General features: G+C 69.4%; 23 protein-coding genes. 15 read left to right on the forward strand and 8 right to left on the reverse strand.

Going from position 1 to position 20,516, the window contains the following annotated elements; translation table 11 throughout:
- The first annotated feature begins 37 nt into the window (after window positions 1-37).
- The gene (locus tag AC3WOE_RS10065; protein WP_492690155.1) at window positions 38-568 is read left to right on the forward strand and encodes an SRPBCC family protein; all 531 of its coding nucleotides are present in this window, start codon (window positions 38-40) and stop codon (window positions 566-568) included.
- On the opposite strand, the gene AC3WOE_RS10070 is transcribed toward AC3WOE_RS10065, so the two are convergent.
- Window positions 495-1,409 carry a DMT family transporter gene (locus AC3WOE_RS10070; protein WP_492690157.1) on the reverse strand — a complete coding sequence of 305 codons (915 nt, stop codon included), beginning with the start codon at window positions 1,407-1,409 and terminating at the stop codon, window positions 495-497. The two genes, AC3WOE_RS10065 and AC3WOE_RS10070, sit on opposite strands and share 74 nt — an antisense overlap.
- 125 nt (window positions 1,410-1,534) lie before the next feature.
- On the opposite strand from AC3WOE_RS10070, the gene AC3WOE_RS10075 reads away from it, so the two are divergent.
- Complete coding sequence (locus AC3WOE_RS10075) at window positions 1,535-1,990, forward strand: Lrp/AsnC family transcriptional regulator (RefSeq protein WP_492690159.1); 456 nt, start codon at window positions 1,535-1,537, stop codon at window positions 1,988-1,990.
- Window positions 1,991-2,163: 173 nt separating this feature from the next.
- Window positions 2,164-2,772 carry a hypothetical protein gene (locus tag AC3WOE_RS10080; RefSeq protein ID WP_492690161.1) on the forward strand — a complete coding sequence of 203 codons (609 nt, stop codon included), beginning with the start codon at window positions 2,164-2,166 and terminating at the stop codon, window positions 2,770-2,772.
- 6 nt (window positions 2,773-2,778) lie between these two features.
- Here AC3WOE_RS10080 and AC3WOE_RS10085 read toward each other — a convergent pair whose 3' ends face one another.
- Window positions 2,779-3,492, reverse strand: coding sequence for a hypothetical protein (locus AC3WOE_RS10085; protein ID WP_492690163.1), 714 nt, complete (start codon window positions 3,490-3,492; stop codon window positions 2,779-2,781).
- Between the two features lie 209 nt (window positions 3,493-3,701).
- Here AC3WOE_RS10085 and AC3WOE_RS10090 point away from each other — a divergent pair, with 209 nt between their 5' ends.
- Genes AC3WOE_RS10090 through AC3WOE_RS10105 form a run of 4 tightly spaced genes read left to right on the forward strand, consistent with a single transcriptional unit; the run spans window position 3,702 to window position 5,835 of the window.
- The gene (locus AC3WOE_RS10090) at window positions 3,702-4,223 is read left to right on the forward strand and encodes a hypothetical protein (protein ID WP_492690165.1); all 522 of its coding nucleotides are present in this window, start codon (window positions 3,702-3,704) and stop codon (window positions 4,221-4,223) included.
- Entirely contained in the window at window positions 4,220-4,957 is a 738-nt protein-coding gene (locus tag AC3WOE_RS10095) for a DUF4386 domain-containing protein (RefSeq protein WP_492690167.1), read from the forward strand. The genes AC3WOE_RS10090 and AC3WOE_RS10095 overlap by 4 nt, the downstream gene beginning before the upstream one ends.
- The gene (locus AC3WOE_RS10100) at window positions 4,954-5,424 is read left to right on the forward strand and encodes a group II truncated hemoglobin (protein ID WP_492690169.1); all 471 of its coding nucleotides are present in this window, start codon (window positions 4,954-4,956) and stop codon (window positions 5,422-5,424) included. Before AC3WOE_RS10095 ends, AC3WOE_RS10100 begins: the two co-directional genes overlap by 4 nt.
- A gap of 27 nt (window positions 5,425-5,451) precedes the next feature.
- Window positions 5,452-5,835, forward strand: coding sequence for a VOC family protein (locus AC3WOE_RS10105; protein ID WP_492690171.1), 384 nt, complete (start codon window positions 5,452-5,454; stop codon window positions 5,833-5,835).
- A 15-nt stretch (window positions 5,836-5,850) separates the two neighbouring features.
- On the opposite strand, the gene AC3WOE_RS10110 is transcribed toward AC3WOE_RS10105, so the two are convergent.
- Window positions 5,851-8,088, reverse strand: a complete 2,238-nt coding sequence (locus AC3WOE_RS10110) for a penicillin-binding protein 1A (RefSeq protein ID WP_492690173.1) — start codon at window positions 8,086-8,088, stop codon at window positions 5,851-5,853.
- Window positions 8,089-8,139: 51 nt separating this feature from the next.
- A complete protein-coding gene (locus AC3WOE_RS10115) occupies window positions 8,140-8,583 on the reverse strand; it encodes a tetratricopeptide repeat protein (protein ID WP_492690175.1) in 444 nt (147 codons plus the stop codon).
- A gap of 205 nt (window positions 8,584-8,788) precedes the next feature.
- On the opposite strand from AC3WOE_RS10115, the gene AC3WOE_RS10120 reads away from it, so the two are divergent.
- The 4 genes from AC3WOE_RS10120 to AC3WOE_RS10135 are packed head-to-tail and all read left to right on the forward strand — an operon-like array spanning window position 8,789 to window position 12,023.
- The gene (locus AC3WOE_RS10120; RefSeq protein ID WP_492690176.1) at window positions 8,789-9,157 is read left to right on the forward strand and encodes a hypothetical protein; all 369 of its coding nucleotides are present in this window, start codon (window positions 8,789-8,791) and stop codon (window positions 9,155-9,157) included.
- A 7-nt stretch (window positions 9,158-9,164) separates the two neighbouring features.
- Window positions 9,165-10,247, forward strand: a complete 1,083-nt coding sequence (locus AC3WOE_RS10125) for a sensor histidine kinase (protein ID WP_492690177.1) — start codon at window positions 9,165-9,167, stop codon at window positions 10,245-10,247.
- Complete coding sequence (locus tag AC3WOE_RS10130; protein ID WP_492690178.1) at window positions 10,238-11,275, forward strand: LytS family sensor histidine kinase; 1,038 nt, start codon at window positions 10,238-10,240, stop codon at window positions 11,273-11,275. Before AC3WOE_RS10125 ends, AC3WOE_RS10130 begins: the two co-directional genes overlap by 10 nt.
- A gap of 7 nt (window positions 11,276-11,282) precedes the next feature.
- A complete protein-coding gene (locus tag AC3WOE_RS10135; protein WP_492690179.1) occupies window positions 11,283-12,023 on the forward strand; it encodes a LytR/AlgR family response regulator transcription factor in 741 nt (246 codons plus the stop codon).
- Between the two features lie 12 nt (window positions 12,024-12,035).
- On the opposite strand, the gene AC3WOE_RS10140 is transcribed toward AC3WOE_RS10135, so the two are convergent.
- From AC3WOE_RS10140 to AC3WOE_RS10150, 3 genes are all read right to left on the reverse strand, one after another.
- Entirely contained in the window at window positions 12,036-13,520 is a 1,485-nt protein-coding gene (locus tag AC3WOE_RS10140) for a hypothetical protein (protein WP_492690181.1), read from the reverse strand.
- An 85-nt stretch (window positions 13,521-13,605) separates the two neighbouring features.
- A complete protein-coding gene (locus tag AC3WOE_RS10145; protein ID WP_492690183.1) occupies window positions 13,606-14,433 on the reverse strand; it encodes an amidohydrolase family protein in 828 nt (275 codons plus the stop codon).
- Window positions 14,433-15,278, reverse strand: a complete 846-nt coding sequence (locus tag AC3WOE_RS10150) for a transposase (protein ID WP_492690184.1) — start codon at window positions 15,276-15,278, stop codon at window positions 14,433-14,435. The genes AC3WOE_RS10145 and AC3WOE_RS10150 overlap by 1 nt, the downstream gene beginning before the upstream one ends.
- A gap of 65 nt (window positions 15,279-15,343) precedes the next feature.
- Here AC3WOE_RS10150 and AC3WOE_RS10155 point away from each other — a divergent pair, with 65 nt between their 5' ends.
- From AC3WOE_RS10155 to AC3WOE_RS10165, 3 genes are read left to right on the forward strand one after another with little or no spacing between them, the layout of a single operon-like run.
- Window positions 15,344-15,583 (forward strand): hypothetical protein, encoded by a 240-nt coding sequence (locus tag AC3WOE_RS10155; RefSeq protein WP_492690185.1) that lies wholly within the window; start codon window positions 15,344-15,346, stop codon window positions 15,581-15,583.
- A gap of 5 nt (window positions 15,584-15,588) precedes the next feature.
- Window positions 15,589-16,209 carry a UPF0149 family protein gene (locus tag AC3WOE_RS10160; protein WP_492690186.1) on the forward strand — a complete coding sequence of 207 codons (621 nt, stop codon included), beginning with the start codon at window positions 15,589-15,591 and terminating at the stop codon, window positions 16,207-16,209.
- Window positions 16,210-16,262: 53 nt separating this feature from the next.
- Window positions 16,263-16,586, forward strand: coding sequence for a hypothetical protein (locus AC3WOE_RS10165; protein WP_492690187.1), 324 nt, complete (start codon window positions 16,263-16,265; stop codon window positions 16,584-16,586).
- On the opposite strand, the gene AC3WOE_RS10170 is transcribed toward AC3WOE_RS10165, so the two are convergent.
- Window positions 16,583-18,388: an ABCB family ABC transporter ATP-binding protein/permease gene (locus AC3WOE_RS10170; protein WP_492690188.1), complete on the reverse strand. Its 1,806-nt coding sequence runs from the start codon at window positions 18,386-18,388 to the stop codon at window positions 16,583-16,585. The two genes, AC3WOE_RS10165 and AC3WOE_RS10170, sit on opposite strands and share 4 nt — an antisense overlap.
- Before the next feature lie 115 nt (window positions 18,389-18,503).
- Between AC3WOE_RS10170 and AC3WOE_RS10175 the strand changes: the two genes are divergently transcribed.
- Window positions 18,504-20,510 carry an alpha/beta hydrolase family protein gene (locus AC3WOE_RS10175; protein ID WP_492690189.1) on the forward strand — a complete coding sequence of 669 codons (2,007 nt, stop codon included), beginning with the start codon at window positions 18,504-18,506 and terminating at the stop codon, window positions 20,508-20,510.
- Window positions 20,511-20,516 lie beyond the last annotated feature (6 nt).

Consider the following 20,516-nt stretch of genomic DNA (forward strand, 5'->3'; position numbering starts at 1 on the left):
CCACAGTCCGCCCATCTCAATCTCCGGGAGACTCCCGATGAAAGCGCTCAAGGTCCTGCTGATGGTGGTCGTCGCGCTGGCATTGTTCATCGGCGTGGGCGGCATGCTGCTGTCGCCCAAGTACACGGTCACGCGCACGACGACCATCAATGCCGCACCGGAGAAGATCTACGCCCTCGTCGCCGACCCGCGCGGCTGGAAGCAGTGGAGCGCCTGGAACCAGCGCGACCCCGCCATGGCCATCGACTACAGCGGCCCGGCCTCCGGGCCCGGCGCCGTCTGGGCCTGGAAGAGCAAGAGCCAGGGCGACGGCCGCATGACCTTCACGACGGCCGAAGCGCCCAAGCGCCTGGCCTACGAGCTCTACTTCCCCGACTTCAACACCACCTCGACGGGCGACTTCCGCCTCGACGCCAATGGCGGCGCCACCCAGGTGACCTGGTCCATGGACGGCGACATGGGTGCCAACCCCATCAACCGCTGGATGGCTCTGTTCATGGACAAGATGGTCGGGCCGGACTTCGATGCGGGACTGGCGAACCTGAAGGCGCTGGCCGAGAAGCCCTGAGCAACCCGCCCGCCCCCAGCAGGATGGCTGCCGCGCCCAGCCACTGCAGCGCCGCCAATTCATGCCCCAGGGCCAGCCAGTCGACGAGGATGGCCACCACGGGGTAGAGGAAGGACAGCCCACCCTGCAGCGCCGTCGGCAGGCGCTGCACGCCGGCATACATCAGCGCATACATCAGGCCCGTATGAACGGCGCCCAGCACCACCAGCGGCATCCAGCCAAGCGCAGTCCGCGGCAGTTGGCCGAAGTCGGCGAAGGGCGCCAGCATCACCAGGCCCACGGCCACCTGGATCAAAGCGATCAGCGGCGCCGGCATGCTGGCGAGGCGCTTGGTGACGACAGCCGCCACGGCCCACAGCGCAGCCGCGCCCAGGGCCATGGCCACGCCCAGGCCGAAGTCGCCACCGACATAGCCGGCATGGGGCTTGGCTTGAACAATGAGCAACATGCCCGAGAAGGCCAGGCCCACCCAGGCCAGCCGCGCGAGGCTCAGGCGCTCGCCGAAGCACACCACGCCCAAGCCCATCAGCAAGAAGGGCTGCAGGTTGTAGACCGCCGTGGCCACGGCCACTGAAGCCCGGCCATAGGCACCGAACAGCAGCACCCAATTGAGCACGATGGCCACGCCGCCCAGCACCGCCAGCCCCAGTTCGCGCGCACTGGGCCGGCGCCACAGACCCAGGGCCGTGCAGATCAGGGCCAGGGTCAACAGACCGAAGCCGCAGCGCCAGAACACGACGTCCAGCGGCGCCAGGCCGGACAGCAGCACGAAATAGCCGATGGAGCCCAGCAGGCTCATCGCGCTGCCCATCTCGAGGGCGCCGCGGGTGGTGGGGGACACAGGACTTCCTTGCAATGACGACGGCGCCATTGTTTCAAGGCGTTCTCCATCAATACATGCAATAAAGACGGTCACACGACGAGTCTGCAGAATCAGCGACGGCGATTTATCACTACAGCCTCATCATGATCGACGACACCGACCGCCTGCTGCTGGCCGCCTTGGCCACCGACGCCCGCGCCCCGCTGAAGGACCTGGCCGAAGCGATTGGCCTGTCGCCGCCCGCCACGTCCGAGCGGCTGGCGCGGCTGCGCGAGCGTGGCGTCATCCGCGCCTTCACCATCGACATCGATCCGCTGGCCCTGGGCTTCACGCTGCAGGCCATCGTGCGCGTACGCCCCATGCCCGGCGCATTGGCCCAGGTGCAGCAGCGCATCGAGGACATGCCCGAAGCGCTGGAATGCGACAAGGTCACCGGCGACGACTGCTTCGTGCTGCGCCTGGCCCTGCGCTCCATCGAGCATCTCGACCAGGCCCTGGATCGGCTGGCGGACTGCGCCCAGACCAGTTCCAGCATCGTCAAGGCCCAGCCCCTGCGCCGCCGCGCGCCGATGCTGAAACTGAGCCAGGACCGGGCGTAGTGCCTGCGCATGACGCCGCGCCTGACGAAGGACGGGCAGCCTGCCAACTGCCAGGCATGGCGAGCTGATCCCCAATCTGCAGCCGCCTCTCCCCCCGAAAGCGGCGGAGGCGCCGATTGACCCGGGCGCAGGAAGGGCGCACGGTCCGCAAGCCCTCTTAGAAAGGAAACGCCATGACGTCCCTCCTCCTTCGCGCACGGGTCTGGCTCGCTGCGCTGCTGCTTGCCCCCACCCTGGCGCTGGCTGCGCCCTACGAGGTCATCGGCGCCATCGGCACCCACCAGACCGGCGGCCCCTTCATCACCAATCTCGGCAACGGCACCTCACGCTGGGTCACGCCGCTGGACTGGACCAACAACAACGCCTTCGCCACCGGCCCGCTGTTCTTCATCGCCACCAATCAATGGATCAACGGCCAGCCGGTGGACGCCAACGCCATGCAGTGGGACAACGCCGCAGGCCTGTTCCGCCAGGGCAATCTGGCGGCCGAAGCCGACAACGAGGACCGCTTCATCAAGCTGACCGACACCGACATCAGCGTCGCGGCGCTGAACCCGGTCTTCGGCATCGATGCCGGCGACAGCCTCGCTGCCTTTGCCCTCGGCAGCTTCAGCCCCGGCCAGACCCTCGGCGCCGAGATCAACTTCGTGCTGACCGACTCCATCAACACGATGTGGTTCAACGGCTTCATCGTCCAGCAGAGGCTGCCCCTGCCGGGCAGCCTGCCCCTGGTGCTGGCCGGCTTCCTCGCGCTGTCGACGGCGCGGCGCGCCCGGCGCTGAAACCCGTCAGCCCGGTTCCGACACCAGGGCCAGGGCCAGGGCCGCTTCGGTGACGGCGCGGCCCAGCGGCGTGGCCGGGTCGGGGCGGCGCAGGCGCGGCTGACCGCCACTGAGGTCCAGGCTGCCGACGACCGTGCCCTGGTACAGCATCTCGTAGCCCACCGCCGCGGTCTGCGGTTGCGCATTGCCCTCGAGCAGATGGACGGAGCGCAGGCCCACCGTCAGCTCGCCGCGCCGGTAGGCGCCCTCGCGGCTGAGCTTGCCGCGGCGCATCTGGCCCTCGCCGATCTGCAGCATGGCGGCCGGCGCACTGCCCCATTTGCAGCTCAAGACCCAGGGCTTGCTGTCGGTCAGGCGGCCGTTGGCGCTGCTCTCCTGCGCCCAGGCCTCGCAGACCGTCGAGCTTTCACCCGCCGGGCCCTGCCAGCTGAAGTTCAGCGGCGTGCGCAGATGGGCCGGCAGGGGTTCAAACAGCGCCAGCCGCTCGGCACCGCGCTCGTAGCGCACGCGCTGGCCGTTCAGCGAGAAATCGCCCTTGCGCGCCCAGGCCGGCTTGCCGAAGCTCTCCTCGGCCACGCCGGCCACCGACGGCGCCTGGACCATGTGCGCATTGCGCCCGTCACGCCCACGCACCGGCTGCCCATCGCGTACCGTGGCGCAGCCGACGAGCAGCAAGGCCAGCATGGTCGGAGCGGAGACGGTCAGAAGGCGATGGCGCATGGGCAGGGACCCTGGTGGTGGCGGATGTCGCAACTCTAGGGCCGGGCTCGCGGGCTAGCTGTTACCCGGCGTTGCTTCCGTTAAACGCCACACCGGCTGTCGGCCGCCGCTGCGGCTGGTCGCACCGCCGGCGCCGCTGGTCGCAGTCGCGTCGCCTGCCGGCCCACGCGGCGGCAAGCTGCGCCGCGGTTCCGTCACACTCCGCCACCATGCCTAGAACAACCCCTGCCTCGCGGCGTCTGATCCTCGCCGCCCTGGCCCTGATGTCCGAGGCCTTGCACCTGGGCTGGGAGGCCTGGCACGGCGGCATCGCCACCCACCATCTGCTGCAGCGCCCCGACCTGCCCGGCCTGTCCAACGCCTGGGGCCTGCTGCTGCTGCCTGCCCTCGCCGCCTGGGCGGCCGGCCGCCTGCCCGCGGCATCGGCACCACGGCGCGAGTGGCTGCCGGTGGCGATAGCCTTCGCCCTGCCCTTGCTACTGGGCGCCGCGCTGTCGCTGACTTTCCAACTGAACCTGCCAGCGCTGACCGAAGCCGTCTTCTTCAGCCTGCTGCTGCTCGCCCTGCTGCTGCCGGCCAGCCGGCCCGAGAGCCTGCTGGGCTTCGTGCTTGGCATGAGCTGGACCTTCGGCGCCATGCTGCCCACCGTGGTTGGCGGCGTCATCGCCGGGCTGTCCTGGGCGATACGCGGCGTCGCCCGTCGCGCCTGGCATGCCGCGAGGCCGGCATGAGCGGCGCCGTCACCTCGCGCGAGCTGCGCATCTCCGGGCTCTGCTACCTCGCCATCATTGCCCTGGGCCTGTACAGCGAGGCCTGGGTGCGGAGCAGCCTCGTCGTCGCCGGCGACGCTGCCGCGACGGCGCAGGGCATTGCCGCCCACCCGCTGCTGTGGCGCAGCGGCCTCGTCGCCGACCTGCTGATGCAGGTGCTGGACCTGCCCATCATCGTCATGATGTGGCGCTTGCTGAAGCCGGTGAACGAGCCGCTGGCGCTGACGGCCACCGGCCTCAACCTCGTGCAGACCTGCGTGCTGGTGGCCAACCGCGTGCAGGCCCTGGCCGCCCTGGACGTGCTGACCAGCCCCTCCATGGCCGCGGCCTTCCTGCCGGGGCAGCGCGACGCGCTCGCGCTGTTGGCCGTGCACCTGCATGGCCAGGGCTTCGGCATCGGCCTGATCTTCTTCGGCTTCGCCTGCGTGCTGCGCGGCTGGCTGATCGCCCGCAGCGGCGCCCTGCCGCGCGTGTTCGGCTGGCTGATCGCCCTGGCCGGCGTCTGCTACCTGGTCAACAGCTTCGCGCTGCTGCTGGCACCGGCCTTCGCGGCGTTGCTGTTCCCGGCCATCCTGCTGCCCTCCTTCGTCGGCGAGCTGGCGCTGTCGCTGTGGTTGATCGCGGGCAAACACCGCCTTGCGAAGACCGCCGGCGGCCCCATGTCCGGCGCCTCCGCACTTTCTTCGTCATCATGAGCGAGCCCCCAGTCCCGACCCTCTACGACTGGCTGGGCGGCCTGCCCGCCCTGCAGCGACTGACCGAGCGCTTCTACCAGCGCGTCAAGGACGACGCCCTGCTGGCACCCGTCTTCGCCCACATGCACGGCGAGCATCCGGCCCACGTCGCCGCCTTCCTGGCCGAAGTGCTGGGCGGGCCGGCGACCTATTCCGCCGCGCACGGCGGCCATCCGCACATGGTGCGCCAGCATCTGAACCGCCATCTCAGCCAGGCCCAGCGCCGTGCCTGGGTGGCCCTGCTGCTGGACACCGCCGACGAACTCGGCATGCCCGACGACCCGGAGTTCCGCTCGGCCCTGGTCGGCTATCTCGAGTGGGGCTCGCGCCTCGCCGTACTGAACTCCCAGCCCGGTGTGGCGGTGGACATCGACGCCCCCATGCCGAAGTGGGGTTGGGGTGAAGTCAAGGGGCCCTACCAAGGCTAGGATCGCGCGACTTCAAAAGGAGACCCCATGAAACGCGTGACCGGCATCGGCGGCATCTTCTTCAAATCCAGCGACCCCAAGGCCCTGGCCGCCTGGTACGCCCAGCACCTCGGGCTGAACGTCGAGGCCTGGGGCGGCGTGACCTTCGAGCCCGCGGTGCCCGGCGAGCCCGGCGCGGGCTCGACGAACTGGTGCCCCTTCAAGGCCGACACCGGCTACTTCGCGCCCAGCACGGCGTCCTTCATGCTCAATTTCCGCGTCGCCGACCTGAACGGCCTGCTCGCGGCCCTGCGTGAAGAAGGCTGCAACGTCGTCGGCGATCCGCAGGATTCCGAGTTCGGCAAGTTCGGCTGGGTCATGGACCCGGACGGCAACAAGGTCGAACTGTGGGAGCCGCCGGCCGCGCCCTGAGCGACCGCCGCGCGGCTACTGGTTGATCGGCGGCTGCGCCGGCTTCTCCGTCTCCGGCTCCGAAGCCGCCGCCGGCGCGGCGGGCGGCAGGCCGATGCGGGCAATCGCCAGGTCGCCGGCGAACTCAGAATAGAACCAGTTGCCGTCCTCCTGCACCAGGCCCTCGGCCGGCGGTGTCAGCTGGGTGTTGGGCTGGCCCTTCAAGGCCACCGCCATGGTCGCGGCCCAGACCGGCAGTGCCAGGCCGCCGCCGCTCTCGCGCTCGCCCAACGAGCGGGGCTGGGGATAGCCGATCCAGACGGCGCCGGCGCGCGTCGCCTGGAAGCCGCAGAACCAGGCATCGACGGCGTCGTTGGTCGTGCCCGTCTTGCCGTAGAGGTCCCATCGCCCCAGCAGCGCGCTCGCCCGCGCGCCGGTGCCCTCGCGCGCGACGGCGGCGAGCAGTTGCGAAGTCATGAAGGCATTGCGCGCGCTGACGGCGGTCGTGAAGCGCGGGGCCTCGGCCTTCCACAGCAGCTGGCCCTGGGCGTCCTGGATGTGGTCGATGAGCCAGGCCGTCGGCAGCTGGCCGGCATTGGCGAAGGCGGCATAGCCCTGGGCCATCTGCAGCGGCGTGACGGAGCCCGTACCCAGGGCGATGGTCAGGTTCAGCGGCTGCTTGCTCTCGTCCAGCCCGAAGCGCGCGGCCCAGGCGCGGGCACGCTGCGGGCCGAGGGCCTGCACGAGATGGATGGTGACCATGTTCTTGGAGCGCGCCAGGCCCTGGCGCAGCGTCAGCGCCTCTTCGTACTGGCCGTCGTAGTTGCGCGGCGACCAGTCGCCCACCTCGACCTGCTGGTCGCTGACCAGGGTGCCGGCCCAGGCGCCCTGCTCGATGATGGCCGAGTAGATGAAGGGCTTGAAGGCCGAACCCGGCTGGCGCCAGGCCTGGGTGGCCGAGTTGAACTGATTGCGTGCGAAGTCGAAGCCGCCCACCAGGGCGCGGATGGCACCGGTCGCCGGGTCCAGCGTGACGACAGCGCCCTCGGCCTGGGGCGTCTGGCTGAGCTGCCACTGCTTGCCCGACTCCAGCACCCGCAGCACGGCGCCGCGCTTGAGGTTGGCGATGGGACGCAGGGCCTGGCCCTTCCAGCTGATCTTCTCGCCGTCGGCCATCACCAGCTCGGCGGCATTCTTGTCGACCTTGAGCAGCACCGCGGTGCGCAGTTCGCCGAGGTCCGGGTGGGCATCGAAGGCGGCGTCCAGCGCCTCGTCGAACTCGTCGCCCTCGGGCAGTTCGACGGTCGCCTCGGGGCCACGGAAAGGCTGGCGGCGCTCCAGCTCGAACAGGGCGTGGCGCAGCGCCTCCTGAGCGGCCGCCTGCTCCGCATAACGCAGCGTCGTGTAGACGGTCAGGCCGCGCGTGTAGGCCTCCTCACCATAGCGCGTGACCATCTCGGCGCGCACCTGCTCGGCGGCATGGTCGGCCACGCCGGACAGGCGCTTGGGCCGGCGCACGTCCAGCGCCTTCTCGCGCGCCGCGTCGGCCTGGGCCTGGGTGATCTGGCCCACCGCGACAAGCCGCCCCAGCACGACGGCCTGGCGGCGCTTGGCGCGCTCCGGGTAGAGCACGGGGTTGAGGCGGTTCGGGTCCTTGGGCAGGCCGACGAGGACGGCGATCTCGCCGACGCTGAGCTTGTCCAGCGGCTTGCCGAAATAGCGCTCGGCCGCGGCCCCGAAGCCATAGGCCTTGTTGCCCAGCGAGATCTGGTTCATGTAGATCTCGAGGATCTGCTCCTTGGTCAGATTCCTCTCGATCTTGATGGCCAGCAAGCCTTCCTGGGCCTTGCGCGCCAGCGTCTGGCGGTTGGTCAGGAAGATGTTGCGGGCCAGCTGCTGGGTGATGGTGGAGGCGCCCTGCAGCCGCGTCGGGTGCAGCAGGTTGTGCAACATGGCGCGGGCGATGCCGCTGTAGTCGATGCCGGAGTGGACGTAGAAGTCGCTGTCCTCGACGGCCAGCAGCGCATCCTGCAGCGGCTTGGGGATGTCCTTCAGCGGCACGAAGCGGCGCCGCTCGGCACCGAACTCGCCCAGCAGCTGGCCATCCTCGCTGAGCACGCGCAGCGGCTGGTGGGGCTGGTAGTCGGTCAGCGCATCCAGGGCCGGCAGCTGGGCCCAGATCAGGGCCGCCACGATGGCGCCCAGCAGCACGAGGGCCAGCGGCACGCCGACCAGGGCGGCCAGCCAGGGACGTTGGAGGAGGAACTTCAGCATGGCGCGCATCCTAGGGGCAAGCCGCCCCATGCCCGTGTAGGCCGCCGGCGCTTATTTGCCGGCCGCGGCGATGGCCTTGTGCAGGTCCTCGCGCTGCTCGCAGCCGCCGGGGCAGAGCCTTTCCAGCACGGCCAGGCGTTCACGCGCCTTGGCCAGGTCGCCCTTCATCACATAGAGCTCACCCAGGTATTCGTTGGCGCCAAGGTGCTTGGGATCGATGCGCAGGGCCTGCAGGTATTCGGCCTCGGACTCGGCCAGCTGCGGCGTGGCCTGCTTGCGCAGGGTGTAGCCCATCAGGTTGTGCCAGTCGGCGCTGGCGGCCTGGGGCTGGGCCCGCAGCGCGGCCAGGGCGCCGACCCAGTCCTTGGCCGCGATGAGGCGGCGCGGCGCGGCCAGCGGATCGGCCGCGGCGGGCTTGATCTCCGCAGGCGGGCTCATGTCGGCAGCCCAGGCGGAGCTGGCCAGCAGCAGGACGGTCAGGACGAGGGAGCGCATCGGCGATCTCCAGCACACGAGGAGGCCCTAGCTTAGGGCTAGCGTCACCTAACGACCCAGCCTGCCGAAAGTCACAGGGCCGCCGTTGCCGTCGGCCGCGGCATGCGCTTCGTCGGGCCGATCCCGCGCTTCGTCCGGCGGCGGCTGACGCGAGGCCCGCCGATCTCTAACTTTGAGCCCAGCAACGCCCAACCCAGGAGATCCCATGAAAGCCATCCTCCCCCTGCTGCTGCTCGCCGCCGCCCCCGCCTTCGCGGCCCCCGCCGCCTGCCCCCAGGTCGCCGAGCAACTCAGCGAATACCTCGCCAGCGCCAAGCAGCGCGTCGGCAACGACGGCGAGGTGCGCGTCGCCTTCGACGTCGATGCCAGGGGCCGCGCCCAGATCGTCGCACTGGACGGCACGCGCAGCTACCGCACACCGGTGCGCATCGCGGTGGACTCGCTGGACTGCCAGCGCGGCACGCCGCAGCGCTACGTCCTTAACATCCGCTTCGTCGACCCCATGACCGTGATGGCCGCCGCCCCGGCTCCCGCAGCCTCTGCCAACCTCGCCCAGGTCACCGAGACGCGCTGACCCCCTGATGCCCCTGTCCTCGCCACGCTTCACGCTGCTGAGCCGCCCGGCCCTGGCCCTGGCGGCCATCGTCTGCCTGGCGCTGGCGGGCGGGCTGATGCTGCCGGAGCTGGTCAACTGCAAGTTCGCGAGCGAGGACAACGTCTGCCACGCCCGCAACCTGCCGGGCGCGCGCGCCTGGCTGGCCGTCGGCTTCATGCTCTATGTGCTGTGGCTGGGCGCGGCCCTCAGCCACCCCTGGCTGCCGCGCTCGCCACGCTGGCGGCGCTGGGGCCTGGCCGCGCAGATCGTCGTCCTGACCCTGCTCTCCACCTGGGTCGGCCTCATCGTGCACCGTCGCTTCGGCGGGCCCAACATCAATTTCCACGCCTACAGCCTGCAGGTCCAGGCGACCATCACCGCCTGCGCCTGCCTGGCCCTGGAATACCACCAGCGCGGCCGGCGCCAGCAGGCCGACGCCGACTCCCTGCACCGCGACGAGGAAGAGCAGGCCCGCCAGCTCGATGCCGCCCGTGCGGCCCTGCTGCAGGCCCAGGTCGAGCCTCACTTCCTGTTCAACACCCTGGCCCATCTGCGCCGCCTCGCCCACACCGACGCCCAGGCCGCGCGCTCGATGCTGGCCGAACTGCGTCGCTACCTCGCCGCCGCCCTGCCCGAATTGCGCCAGGCCGAGACGCCGCTGGCCCGCGAGCTCGAGCTGGTGACGGCCTTCCTGGCCCTGCACCAACGCCGCATCGGCCTCGAGAGGCTGACGCTGCGCTACGAGGTCGCACCCGGGCTGGGCGACGTCATCGTGCCGTCCACCTGCCTGCTGACCCTGGCCGAGAACGCCATCAAGCACGGCATCGGCCCGCAGGTGGAAGGCGGCGAGATCTGCGTGCGCGCCCAGCCCGACCCCGACGAGCCCGACCTGCTGCGCCTGGAGGTGGCCGACACCGGCGCCGGCATGGGCAGCAGCAGCGGCAGCGGCACCGGCCTGGCCACGCTGCGCGCCCGCCTGGCCTCGGCCTACGGCAGTGCGGCGCGGCTGAGCCTGCATCTGAACCAACCGCGCGGCCTCGTCGCCCGGGTTCAACTGCCATGGCGCTGAACCCCGGCCTGCATGTGGGACTGAGGCCCGGCGACCTCGGCTGGATGCTGCTGGTCGGCGCCGCCACGCTGGTGGCCAACGGCACGCCGCTGAGCAACACCATGTCCCTGCCCGACATGATGAATGCGCTGACCTACAACGTGCTGCAGTTCGGTGTGCCGGCCGTGCTGCTGTTGAGGCTGGCCGACGCCCTCGTCGACGCGCAGCGCCTGCCGGCCTGGGTGGCCTACCCGGCCGTCGTGCCCATCACCGTCATCGGCGGCGTCTGGTTCATCGCGCCGGCCCTCTACCCGGTGCTGGGCAAGGTCGACTGGTGGGACTCCGCCAACGACTTCGCGCTGGCCAGCACCACCTTCGTCTGGCATGCCCTGGGCGTGGCCGTCTACGTGCAGCTGCGCTTTTCGCTGCGCGCTCAGGCGCGGCTGCAGGCCCTGCAGCAGGCCTCGCTGCAGCGCGAGCGCCAGCTCACCGCCACCCAGTTGCTGGCCCTGCAGGCACGCGTCGATCCGGCCCTGCTGTCCGAGCGCCTGGCCGCCATCGACAACGAGCTGGACACCGAACCCCGCCGCGGCCAGGCCCGGCTGGCCGCCCTGATCGAGCTGCTGCGCGCCCTGCAGCCTCACGTCGAAGCCGAGGTGTCCACGCTGGCGCGCGAGATCGTCGCCCTGCGCGCCTATGCCCGGCTGGTCAGCACCGACGCCCAGCACACCGAGAGGCTGCATCTGGCCGGCCTGGCCGAGCCACCCGACTGGCCGCTGGCGCCCATGGTGCTGCTGCCGCTGGTGCGCCCGCTGCTGGACGAAGGCACGACGCTGTGGAGCCTGTCGCTGCACACCGGCGCGGGACTGGCGGAGCTGACGCTGCGCGCCCTCGGCCCCGATCTGATCCAGACCCGCCGGGCCGCCGAAGGCGTGCCCCTGTCGGAGCTGGCCCGGCGGCTGCAGGCCGTTCACGGCGATGCGGCCTCCCTGGGCCTGTTCATCGAAGATATGCCGCTGTTCAAGCTGACCTGGCCGATTCCGACGTGAAGCCGACATGACCCGCATCCTGATTGCCGAGGACGAAGCCCTGCTTGCCGCCGAGATCCGCGAGGAGCTGCTCCGCCAGTGGCCCGAGGCCCAGGTCGTCGGCATGGCACGCGACGGCCACGAGGCGCTGCGCCTCGTCGAGCAGCTGGCGCCCGAGGCCTGCTTCCTGGATGTGCAGATGCCGGGCCTGTCGGGCCTGGAAGTCGCCCAGCTGATCGGCCGCCGCGCCCATGTCGTCTTCATCACGGCCCACGAGCGCTACGCGGTGCAGGCCTTCGACGAAGGCGCCGTCGGCTATCTGCTCAAGCCGCTGGACCCGGTGCGCATGGCCAAGACCCTGCTGCGTTTGAAGGAGAGGCTGGCACTGCCGCCCGCCGACCTCGGTGGCCTGACCGCACGCACGACGCCATCGGTGGCCGTGGAGCCGCTGCGCTGGATCACCGTGCAGCGCGGCCGCGAGCTGCAGCTCATCACCGTCGAGGACGTCGCCTATTTCCGCGCCGACCACAAATACGTCGCCGTCGTCACGGCCGACAGCGAAGCGCTGATCTCAGTGCCGCTGAAGGAACTCGTCGCCCGCCTGGACGGCGAGCATTTCTGGCAGGTGCACCGCTCCACCATCGTCAATGCCCGGGCCATCAAGTCGGTCAGCCGGTCCTTGAGCGGCAAGCTCAGCATCGCGTTGAAGGACAGGCCGGAGACGCTGGAGGTTTCGCCGGCCTACGCCCATCGGTTCAAGCAGCTCTGAAGGTGTCACGCATCAGGCGGGGCGCGGTACTGGCGGCGCGCCGTTCTCGGGTTGGGTGAAGGACCGCACCACCTTGTCGAGCAGCGAGAACAAGATCTCGATGCCGTAGCCGAAGATGAAGGGCACGAACAGCGGCGGCAGGCTCTTGAGCCCCATGTCGTTGCTGGGCACCAGCAGGCTGCCGAAGACACCGGCGATGGCGCCCAGGCAGACGCGCACGATGCTGATGCTGGCGGACACCGGCACATAGGTGTGCTCGCGCAACTGCACGCTCATGTTGCGCAGGATGAAGGTCAAGGCGCCCAACACGCCCATGACCATGGCGATCAGATAGGCACTGATATTGGCAGCAATGATCCTGACCTCGACCACAATGCTGCGAAAGTTCTCCGCCTCCTTGCTGCGGATTTCCCGCTCCAGTCGACTGATTTCACTTGCCAGGCCGACGGCCGGCGAGGAAGCCCAGGAGGGACGCGGCAGGTTGCTCGCCCGCGACGCAGTCTCGACCGACTGGGCGGCACTCACGGGCATCGTCGCCCTCAGCCTTGCCAGCCCTTCACGCTTGCTGCTCAGCTCCGCGCGCAGGCCCTTGATTTCGTCCCGATCCGATTCCGGGCTGTCCACGGGGCAGAGGTAGCGCATATATGGCACGGCGCACACGGCGCGCGCACGGTCATGCCATTTCGTCAGCAGGCTTTCGAGGGGATAGGCCTGCTGCGTCAGCCTTTCCTGCTCGATATAGAGCTCGTCCCTGATGAAGCTCTTCTCGGCAGACTCGCCGCGCTGCGCCAGGAACTCGGCCCTGAGGGCATTCAGCTGGGTCTGGTCCTCGACTCGGCGCGCCCGCTGCGGTGGTGGCCCTTCCAGCAGCAAGGCGAATTCCTCCTCGCACTTGGCGATCTCGCAGATGCGTTGGGCGACATCCGTCTGTCTGCCATGCGCGCGCCGCAGAACACCGTCGTTGCGTTCCTGGCGCTGGGCCAGGTCGAACTTCTGCGTCTCCAGCTGGGCCGCGCGCTTGATCAACTCGTCTCCCGCCACCCAGAATCCCTGCAGGGCCAAGCAAAGCAGGAAGACGCCGACCGCAAAAGTCGCGTTGTAGGCCGTCGGCGTGAACAGCGAGTTGGGGAAACTCAGGCCGTTAAGGCGCATGGAAGCGCGGATCGAATGCGCGCTGAGCGGCGCCATGTCAACCGCGAAACTGTCATAGCTCGACCAGAAATCGGTCAACTCGGCCGCTGTGGGCTCATGGCCGTTGGCGCGGGCCGTCTTGAGCGTCTGCACCGCGTCCATCAGCGCCTTGATCTTTTCGACTTTCACATTGCGCCGGCTCTGTGCGGCGAAGGCCACCAGCAGGCTGGCGTCTTCCAGGGCGCCGCCCACGGTGTCCTCGGCTTGCACCGGGATCGAGCCCGTTTCATAGGCGGCGCCATGCAACCAGTCCTGCAGGCGCTTCCAACCCTGGACCGGCATCTCCAGCAGCTTCAGCATGTCCATGTCTGTCTCCACGAGTGAGCAGACAGACTGTGGACACCCGCGCGCTTCCCGGCCTCCCCAATTCTTGCGAGGCCGCACGCATCGTTCAGCGCAAGCCGAACAGTTCCGCCGCATTCCCCCACGCGATGCGCTGCGCCACCTCTGCCGGCAACTGCCCCAGCCAGCCGCGGTAGTCGGCGAGCAGGCTCTCGTAGTGCTGCCAGCGCTGCGTGACCCAGGTGTCGGAGCCGATCAGGAAGCGGCCCGGCTGCTGGGTGAACAGAGAGCGCCAGTCGTCGCCGAGGCGGCCGTCGAAGGTGATGCCGGGTCGGTAGGATAGCTCGCCGCGCAGACCAGCATGCTTGGCCAGCAATTCGCGCACGCGCGGCAGAGGTTCACCGGAGATGCCGCTGTGCGCCCAGATCAGCGAAGCGCCCGGCGCGTGGCCGAGCAGCTTGTCGACGGCGACATCGTCCACATGGGCCAGCACGGTGAGGCCGCGCTCGCGGGCCAGCTTCATCAGCGCGATGGCCGTCGGGCCGTCGGCGTTGGCGCTGTCGTAAAGATGGAACTCGCCCAGGCCGCGGAAAGGGCCGGCCGGGCTGCCCTGGTCGAGCAGTTCCAGCACCATGCGGCGGATGCTGTCGTCCTGGAACCAGCCGGTGTAGTCGGCGCGGTTGCGATACAGCCGGATGAAGGGCACCCATTGCGGCCCGGCTTCGGCCACCAGGCGCAGCGTGCCGTCATTGGGCCGGCTGTTGACCAGGGCGCCGCGCACGCCGGCGCGGTTCATGCGCGCCAGCACGTCGGCCGGTGGATGGGGCGCCTGGGCGTCGTCGTTGTAGTGCAGATGGGCGTCGAACAGCGGGCCGGCGTAGTCGGCCGCCCGGGCCAGCATCGGCAAGCCCGCCAGCAGCAGCGCACGCCGTTTCATCAAACAGCGCGTTCCGCCGCTGCGATGAGGCGGCTGATCCGGGATACGGACAAGCCGAGCTGGCCCGCCAGATCCGTCATCGCCACGCCGCCCTCGGCATGCGCCAGCCACAGCGCCTGCTCGCGAATGCCGCCGGCCCGCTTCATCCATTCCGTCCAGCTCGTGCGGGCGACGCGCCGCGGCGCGATGGCGGCGGCCCGCATGCGGGCGGCGAAGTCGGCATCGCCGAGGAAGATCTGCTCGCGCAGCCGCCCCGGCCAGAGCTGCAGGCCGGGGTCGGACGCGACCAGCCGGGCATAGCGCTCACCGGCCAGGCGGTGCTGGGCGGGCGTCGTCGCCGGCTTGCCCAGCAGATGGGCATGCAGGCCGTCCACGTCCAGCCATTCGGGCGCGTCCTCCATGCCTGCCAGGGCGCGGAAGCTGGAGCCTGCCCAGCCCGCCGCGCCGCGGGCCAGGCCCAGGCGCACCGGGTTGAGGTCGATATAGCGGCAGGCGTCCAGCAGATAGCGCTCGCGGTCGACGAGGACGGCATGGAAGCGCCCCTGGAACAGCGGGCCGCGAAAGCCGTGGCGCAGCTGGCAGTGTTGGGTATAGACGCCGTTCACATGCCGCATCAGCTGCGACAGATTGGCGCGGCGGGTGAACAGCAGCAGGTGGTAGTGATCCGGCAGCAGCGCGTAGGCCAGGGCCTGGGCGTCGAAGCGGTGCAGGGCCTGGGCCAGCAGCGCGCGCATCTCGGCGCGGTCGGTGTCATCGACAAAAGCCTGCTGCCCGCTCTCGAACGGGCAGTGGGCGCCGACCAGATAAACGGCGCCGGCGATCTCCAATCGGGCAGGCCTTGCCATGCGCCACCTTAAGTCTCGCCGCCCGGAATGGCAAGATGGCGACCTGCCGGCCCACGGTAAGCCCGATGAAAACACATCAAATCGAAATCCAGAAGTTCAAAGCAGCGTCGACCAACCAGTACGGCCAGATCCTGTTCAAGGTGGACGCCACGGTCGCATCCAAGCCGCCCATCGACGGCATCGAGCCCAGCAGCGTCATCCTGATGACGGAGCAGAACGCCCGCGTGCTGATGGCCTTGCTGAAGGCCCAGATCGCGGAATTCGACAGCAAGAAACCCAAGAGCCGCCACGGTCGACACGGCTGAACCCCATGCAGTACCCCCAATACAACCCCGCCTCCGACAACCGCCCCCTGACCGACGAGGAACTCGACGATCTGGACGAGTTGCTTTCTGTCCTGCCCAGCGACGGCGCGCTGAACATCGAGGCCCTGGACGGCTATTTGACCGGCCTGCTGCTGTCGCCCAAGAACCTGGCCGGTCTGCCCGGCGAGGCCTGGATTCCGGTCGTCTGGGGCGGTGACCAGGAGCCCGATCCCAAGCCTTTCGCCAGCGGCAAGCAGCGCAAGAAGGTCGTCATGGCGGTGCTGCGGCATGTGCAGTCCATTGCCATGGCCTGGGCACACGCCCCCAAGGCCTGGGAGCCGATCTTCAGTTTTGCCGACGGCGAGGACGAAAACACCGAATACGCCGACGCCGAGGACTGGGCCGTGGGTTTCCTGATGGCCGTGGACCTGGCGCCCGAGGCCTGGGCACCCTGGTTCGACGCCGCCGAGACCGGCGCGCTGCTGGCCCCGCTCACCGCCCTGGGCGGCGAGGACGGCTCCCTGGCCGAAGGCTCGGCCGCCGACCGCGACGAGGCCAGTCGCAAGATTCCTGACGCCATGCTGGCGTTGTGGGCGCTGCGCCAAAACGACGCCCAGAAAGCGTAACCATCCCCCTAACGCAGGTGGTCGCCGGCGGCGGTTTAGGTTAAGTTCAGGGCATGCTCCAGACCGTTCTCGCTGCCACAGGCCTCGTCGTCTGCATCGCCCTGGGCGTGCACATGGCCCTGCCCTACCGGCTGCAGGCCCGGGTGGATGCCGGCGTGGCCGCCCTGGTGGCCTGGGTGCAGTTGCAGATGGCCCGCCTGACCGGCTGGCGCCGCCGCCAGCGCCAGACCCGCGTGGCGGCGCTGGAGGCCGAGCGCGTCATCCGCCGTGCCCGCGAGTCGGCCCTGCACGATGCGCGCGACAGCCGCACGGACGGGGTGTGGGACGGCAACGTCTACCGGCCCAAGAGCTTCGACAAGCCCAAGAAGCCGCACTAGTCCGCCGACTGCTGCAGCTTCCACATCTCCGCATAGCGGCCGTTCCTGGCCAGCAACTCATCGTGCCGGCCGCGCTCGACGATGCGCCCCTGCTCCAGCACGATGATCTCGTGGGCATCCACCACCGTCGACAGGCGGTGGGCGATGACCAGCACCGTCTTGTTCTGCCCCACCGACTCCAGTTCCGCCTGGATGGCGCGCTCGTTGGTCGAGTCCAGGGCCGACGTGGCTTCATCAAAGATGAGGATGGGCGGGTTCTTCAGCAGCGTGCGGGCGATGGCCACGCGCTGCTTCTCGCCGCCTGACAGCTTGAGCCCGCGCTCGCCGACCATGGTGCCGTAACCCAGCGGCGTCGCTGCGATGAAGGCATGGATGTGGGCGGCACGCGCTGCGCCCTCCACCTCGTCCTGGCCCGCGCCCGGCCGGCCATAGGCGATGTTGTAGGCCACCGTGTCGTTGAAGAGCACGGTGTCCTGGGGCACGATGCCGATGGACCTGCGCAGGCTGCCCTGGGTCACGGCGCGGATGTCCTGGCCATCGATGCGAATGGCGCCGGAGTCGATGTCGTAGAAGCGGTAGAGCAGCCGCGCCAGCGTGCTCTTGCCCGAGCCGCTGGGGCCGACGACGGCCACCTTCTTGCCCGCCGGGATCTCGAAGCTGACGCCGTGCAGGATGGGCCGCACCGGATCGTAGGCAAAGCGCACATCGTCGAAGACCACGCTCGCGCCCTTCACCTGCAGGTCGGTGGCGCCGGGTGTGTCGGCCACCTCGCGTTCGCGGTCCAGCAGGCGGAACATCTTCTCGATGTCGGTCAGGGCCTGCTTGATCTCGCGGTAGATCACGCCGAGGAAGTTCAGCGGGATGTAGAGCTGGATCATGAAGGCGTTGACCATGACCAGATCGCCCAGGCTCATGTGGCCGTCCACCACGCCTTGCGTCGCCCGCCACAGCATCAGCACCAGGGCCGTCGCGATGATGAGTTGCTGGCCGGTGTTCAGCATCGACAGCGTGCGCTGCGACTTCAGCTGGGCCAGGCGCAGCTTCTCCAGGCTCTCGTCGTAGCGGCGCGACTCGAAGTCCTCGTTGTTGAAGTACTTGACGGTCTCGTAGTTCAGCAGCGAGTCGATGGCCTTGCTGTGGGCCACCGAATCCAGCTCGTTCAGCACCTTGCGGAACTTGGTGCGCCACTCGGTGACGACGACCGTGAAGGCGATGTAGACGACCAGGGCCGCGATGGTGATGCCGGCGAACCAGACGTCGAACTTGACGCCCAGCAGCGTCAGCACCAGCACCACCTCGATCAGCGTCGGCACGATGCTGTAGAGGGAATAGCTGATCAGCGAATGCACCGCCCGCGTGCCGCGCTCGATGTCGCGCGTCATGCCGCCGGTCTGGCGCTCGAGATGGAAGCGCAGCGACAGGTCGTGCAGATGCCGGAACACCTGCAGCGAAATGCTGCGCGCCGTGCCCTCGGTGGCCTTGGCGAAGATCAGCTCGCGCAGCTCGGTGAACAGCGACGTCGACAGCCGCAGGCCGCCATAGGCCATCAGCAGGCCCAGCGGCACGACGAGCAGGGTCTGGGGCGAGCCGGCCTTGAGGTCCAGCGCATCGATCAGGTGCTTGAGCAGGATGGGCACGCCCACATTGCTGACCTTGGCACCCACCATGAAGGCGAGAGCCAGGCCGACGCGCCAGCGGTAGCGCCAGAGGTAGGGCAGCAGGCGGCCGACCGTGCCCCAGTCGCCCTGGGTGGCGGGGGCCGTGCCGACGGTGGCGGGAAGGGACAAAGGAGTGCTGCGCATCGAGTTCTTCGGACTGAAGGTGTGAATTTTGCGGCTCGGGCGAACCCGGTGCCGGCCGGCCTCGCGGCAGGCCCAGAATCCGCCCGGCCAAACCACACAACTTCAGGGAGAAGCGATGCCGTTCAAGACCCCCGTGCTGAGGCTTGCCCAGGCCCTGGCCCTCGCCGGCCTGATGCTGGCGGGCCAGGCCATCAGCGCGGCCGAACCGCCACCGGCCCAAGCCTTCTTCAGCCCGGCCGGCCTGCGCGGCGGCACGCTGTCGCCCTCGGGCCGCTACATCGCCTTCAGCGGCGGCACACCCGAGCAGCGCCGCCGCCTCATCGTCGTCGACACCCAGAGCGACGCGCCGCCCCAGGTCATCGCCTATTTCGACAGCGTCGACGTCGCCTGGTTCGAATGGCTGAGCGACGAACGCCTGCTCTTCAGCGTCGCCGACACCGAGGACGTGCAAAGCCATCGCAAGTCGGCCGGCCTCTTCATCGTCAAGCGCGACGGCAGCGAGCAGCGCGTGCTGATCAAGCGTGAGGTCGATTCGCTCAACCCCGGCCGCGGTGCCCAGCCGCTGGAAGCCACCTTCAGCTTCGCGCAGACCATCGCCGGCAACCCGCGCCAGATCATCGTCAACGAGGCCCGCCTGGACGCCGGCTACGACTTCAGCCACGAAACGCCCTGGCTGTTCGACGTCGAGACGCGCGGCAAGCGCCTGCTGCTCATCGGCGACCCGCCCCATCCCAAGGTGCAGGCCTGGTGGTTCGACCGCTTCGGCCGCGCTCGCGCCGCCCTGGCCCAGGAAAAGGGCGAGACGATCTGGTTCTACAGCCCGCCGGGCGACGGCAAGACGGCCGAGGCCTGGCGTGAGATTGCACGCTTCAAGGCCAACCGCGGCGACTACAGCATTGCCTATGTCGGCGACGACGACCGCCTCTTCGTCACCGCGCTGAACCCGGCCACGGGATTCGACGAATTCCGCGAGTTCGACCTCGCCGCCGGCAAGCCCAAGGACCAGGCCATCGTGGCCACGCCGGGCTACGACGCCCAGGTGCTGCGCCTGCGCGACGGCGGCGGCCAGACCGTCGCCCTGCGCATCAAGACCGATGACTGGGAGACGGCCTGGCAGCTGCCGGCCATGAAGTCCCTGCAGCAGAAGGTCGACCAGATGCTGCCCGGCCGCGTCAACCTGCTGAGCTGCCGCGGCTGCGAGGACGCCGAGTCGGTGCTGGTCTTCAGCTATTCCGACCGCCAGCCCGGTGAGTACCTGCACTACAACGGCAAGACCGGCGCCTGGCAGAAGCTGGGCAGCGTGCGCCCCGGCCTGGACGAGCGCCAGATGGGCCGCACCCAGCTGCTGCGCGTGCCGGCCCGCGACGGGCTGGAGCTGCCCGTCTGGGTGACGGCACCGGCCGGCGTCCCGCCCAAGGCCCTGCCCACCGTCGTGCTGACGCATGGCGGCCCCTGGGTGCGCGGGCGCGACTGGGGCTTCGAGACCGAGGCCCAGTTCCTCGCCTCGCGCGGCTATCTCGTCGTCGAGCCCGAGTTCCGCGGCAGCACGGGCTTCGGCGACAAGCACTACCGTGCCGGCTGGAAGCAATGGGGCAAGCGCATGCAGGACGATCTCGCCGACGCCCTGGGTGCGGCCGTGGCCAAGGGCTGGGCCGATCCCAAGCGGGTCTGCATCGCCGGCGCCAGCTACGGCGGCTATGCGACGCTGATGGGCCTGGCCAGGCAGGGCGACATCTTCCGCTGCGGCGTGGCCTGGGTGGGCGTCAGCGACCCACGTTTGCTTTTCAGCGTGCACTGGTCGGACACCGGCCGCGACACCAAGAAATACTCCATGCCGGAGATGATCGGCGACCCCGACAAGGACGTCGCCGACCTGAGCGCCAACGCACCCATCGAACTGGCCAGGCAGATGAAGGCGCCGCTGCTGCTGGCCTATGGCAAGCTGGATCGCCGCGTGCCGCTGGTGCATGGCGAGAAAATGCGCGACGCGCTGACCGCCGCCGGCCACCCGCCGCAATACCTGGTCTACGACGACGAAGGCCATGGCTGGCGGCGGCCGGTCAACCAGATCGACTTCTGGAAGCGCGTCGAACGCTTCCTGGACCAGAACCTCAAGCAGTAAAGAACC

It is taken from the genome of Roseateles sp. FW305-36 (assembly GCF_058787015.1).